This is a genomic window from Hydrogenophaga intermedia, assembly GCF_000723405.1.
GTDB lineage: Bacteria > Pseudomonadota > Gammaproteobacteria > Burkholderiales > Burkholderiaceae_C > Hydrogenophaga > Hydrogenophaga intermedia.
The window spans coordinates 1-3147 of sequence record NZ_CCAE010000107.1; the positions used below are offsets into that span (position 1 = coordinate 1).

The 3147-nt window shown below is 65.8% G+C and carries 4 protein-coding genes; all 4 read left to right on the forward strand.

Features of this window, described 5'->3' with window-relative positions; translation table 11 throughout:
- Positions 1-79 precede the first annotated feature (79 nt).
- The 4 genes from tnpA to BN948_RS25295 are packed head-to-tail and all read left to right on the forward strand — an operon-like array spanning position 80 to position 3094.
- The gene (tnpA, locus tag BN948_RS26455; protein WP_158515827.1) at positions 80-481 is read left to right on the forward strand and encodes an IS66-like element accessory protein TnpA; all 402 of its coding nucleotides are present in this window, start codon (positions 80-82) and stop codon (positions 479-481) included.
- A complete protein-coding gene (gene tnpB, locus BN948_RS25285; protein WP_009520737.1) occupies positions 478-819 on the forward strand; it encodes an IS66 family insertion sequence element accessory protein TnpB in 342 nt (113 codons plus the stop codon). The genes tnpA and tnpB overlap by 4 nt, the downstream gene beginning before the upstream one ends.
- Positions 777-2606 carry an IS66 family transposase gene (gene tnpC, locus BN948_RS25290; RefSeq protein ID WP_238327272.1) on the forward strand — a complete coding sequence of 610 codons (1830 nt, stop codon included), beginning with the start codon at positions 777-779 and terminating at the stop codon, positions 2604-2606. The genes tnpB and tnpC overlap by 43 nt, the downstream gene beginning before the upstream one ends.
- A complete protein-coding gene (locus BN948_RS25295) occupies positions 2603-3094 on the forward strand; it encodes a hypothetical protein (RefSeq protein ID WP_009520310.1) in 492 nt (163 codons plus the stop codon). Before tnpC ends, BN948_RS25295 begins: the two co-directional genes overlap by 4 nt.
- Positions 3095-3147 lie beyond the last annotated feature (53 nt).

Sequence of the window (3147 nt, forward strand, 5' to 3'; positions counted from 1 at the left end):
GTGAGCGTCCAGTCAGCCCATCTTGAAAGCCGAGGCGGTTCATAGGAGCCTCGAGTCCACTTCAACTCTTGGTGGACTCGTGAACACTATCCCCGATCAACAAGCAGGTCCGCGACAGCGGCGGCGCGTGCACAGCGATGCGTTCAAGGCCGGTGCGGTGACGGCCTGTGCGCAGCCTGGCATGTCGATGGCCGCAGTGGCAATGGCTCACGGCATCAACGCCAATCTTCTGCGGCGCTGGGTGCACGAGGCCGAGATGAAGCCAAGAGGCGATGTCGTGCGCGCAGACGTCGTGGTTGGAGCCGCAGCGCGAGAGCCCAAGACCGTCTTCGTACCGGTCAGCTTGCCGCCATCGACGCCACCGGCTCAGGTCCCAGACATTCGCATCGAGCTGCGACGTGGACCGACGACGGTCACGGTGACCTGGCCGGCAGGTGCCGCCAGCGACTGCGCGGTCTGGATGCGCGAGCTGCTTCGATGATCCGCATCGACGCGATGTGGCTGGCCGCCGACCCCATCGACATGCGCGCCGGCGCCGACCGCCTGCTGGCGCGCGTTGTGCAAGTCTTCGGTGCAGCGCAGGCCCACCACGGCTATCTCTTTGCCAACGCCCGCGGCACCCGCATCAAGCTCCTCGTGCACGACGGCTTCGGCGTCTGGTGCGCGGCACGCCGGCTCAACGCGGGCCGCTTCGCGTGGGTACCGGCCACCACGACATCGCCCATATCTCTGTCGCTCACCAACGCGCAGTTTGACGCGCTGGTCCTCGGCCTGCCGTGGGAGCGGTTGCCCGAATTGAGCACCATCACGCGGGCCTGACAGCAACATCGACGCTGGCACTTGACCGCGCCAGCGTCGACGCAATCCGTACTTGTTCCGATGCGCTGCATACGGCGTACTGGCACCATGCCGTCATGCTCGGCACGCACGATCTTCCCCCGCTCAACCTGCAGGCACTCCCGCCCGAAGCGGCGGCCTGGGTTGCCCGTTGGCAGCATGCCGAACAGCAACTCGCCCTGCGTGAGAAGGCTCTTGTCGATCGCGACCGCGAGCTGGACCAAGCCAGGAATCTCCTGCAGCGCAAGGACCGCGACATCGCCTGGCGCGATGCCAAGATCGAGAAGATCACCTTCGAGTTGGCTCGCCTGAAGCGCTGGAAGTTCGGCGCCAGCTCCGAAGCGATGAACACCGACCAGCGACGCCTGTTCGAGGAGACGATCGCCGAGGACGAGGCGAGCCTGCGTGCGCAACTGGAACAACTGCGACGCGAAGCCGCTGAGACCACTGTCGACGCCAAGCCGAAGGCCGCGCCGCAGCGACCACGCCGTCAGCAATTGCCTGAACACCTGCGTCGCGTCGAACACCGTCATGAGCCCGAGAGCACCAACTGCCCCGCGTCTAACTGCGGTCGCCCGATGACACGCATCGGCGAGGAGGTGAGCGAGCGGCTGGATATCGTGCCGGCCGAGTTCTTCGTCCATCGCCACATCTACGGCAAGTGGGCCTGCCGCTGCTGCCAGATCCTCAAGCAGGCGCCGTCCAACCCGGAACTGATCGAGGGCGGCATGGCCGCGAGCGGCCTCATCGCGCACACGCTCATCAGCCGCTGCGTTGACCACCTGCCGTACTACCGGCAAGAGGCGATCAACGCCCGCAGCGGCGTGCACACACCGCGTTCCACGCTGGCGGCCTGGGCAGGCCAGGCGGGCGCGGCGCTGGAGCCACTCTACGAGGTGCACAAGGCCTTCGTCCTCGCTTGCCGGGTTCTGCATGCCGACGAGACCCCCGTGGCGCTGCTCGATCCCGGTGCCGGCAAGACGCGCAAGGCCTACGTCTGGGCCTACGCGAGGAGCTGGCACGACCCCGTGCCCGGCGTGGTCTATGAGTTCTGCCTGGGCCGTGGCGCGCAGTACCCGAAGGCCTTCCTCGCGGGCGATGTGCGACGGGGCCGAGGGCGCTGGTCCGGAACGCTGCTGACGGACCGCTACGCAGGCTACGACAGCGTGCTCGACCCGCGCATCCATACTGATCGCATCAGCGCGGCTTGTGTCGCGCATGCACGCCGCAAGTTCGAGGAGCTGACTCGCACCGGAACGAGCCCGATCGGCGACGAGGCGATCCGTCGCTATGCGCGGATCTATGCGCTCGAGGCCGAACTCAAGGGCATGAGCGACGGCGAGCGCATGTCGCAGCGGCAGCAACTCGCCAAGCCGCTGTGGGCCAAGCTCAAACAATGGCTCGAGATCGAACGACGGCTGGTCGCGGGCGGCAGCTCCGTGGCGGGCGCCATCGACTACACGCTCGGCCACTGGACCGCGCTGACGCACTACCTCGAGGACGGCGCAGTCGCGATCGACAACAACCACCTGGAGCGGCAGATCAAGCCTTGGGCAATGGGGCGCCGGGCATGGTTGTTCGCCGGCAGCGAACTCGCTGGCCAACGCACGGCCATGGTGATGAGCCTGGTGCAGTCGGCGCGGCTCAATGGACACGATCCATGGGCATACCTGCGCGACGTGCTGGCACGCCTGCCGACGCAGCGCAGCAGCCAGATCGAGGACTTGCTGCCGCACAGATGGCAAGCGGCATCCGACGCGGCACCATGACCTTGCTCACGCAGGACGTTATGGTCCAGGCGAACATCGACGTCAACCGCATGAGCGCGCAACAGAAGGTTCAGCTGACTGACGAAATCTACGTCCAGCAGCCGAATCTGCTGGCCTCCATCCTCGTGTTGCCTCGCTACGGGGTCGACATGCAACTGCTTGAGGAGCCGATCCACGTCCTGCTCGTCGCCTTCCAGGCCATGAAGCACTGCGGGCACGCCTTGCCAACGATCTCTGAAGACGTCCAGGAAACCTGCTTGAAGCGGCTGACAGCGACGTTGAAGTTCTCCGAGGGCGTGCCGCCAGATCTCGTCGAGCAGATGATCACGAAGTTTTGCGTCGACCACCCCGAGCGCTATCTCCTGGCGTTCGCATACGGCCATCTTGGCCAGCACGACCTGCTGCGCGTGCGAACCGACGCCGAGAAGTACCTGCTGCTGGCCTGCCTCAACCTCGTGGAGTGCGTGGCCTACATCGGTGCAAAGTAGCAGTCCAAATGAGCCGCTTGCGGCCGGTCAAGATGGGTTGACTGGACGCTCAC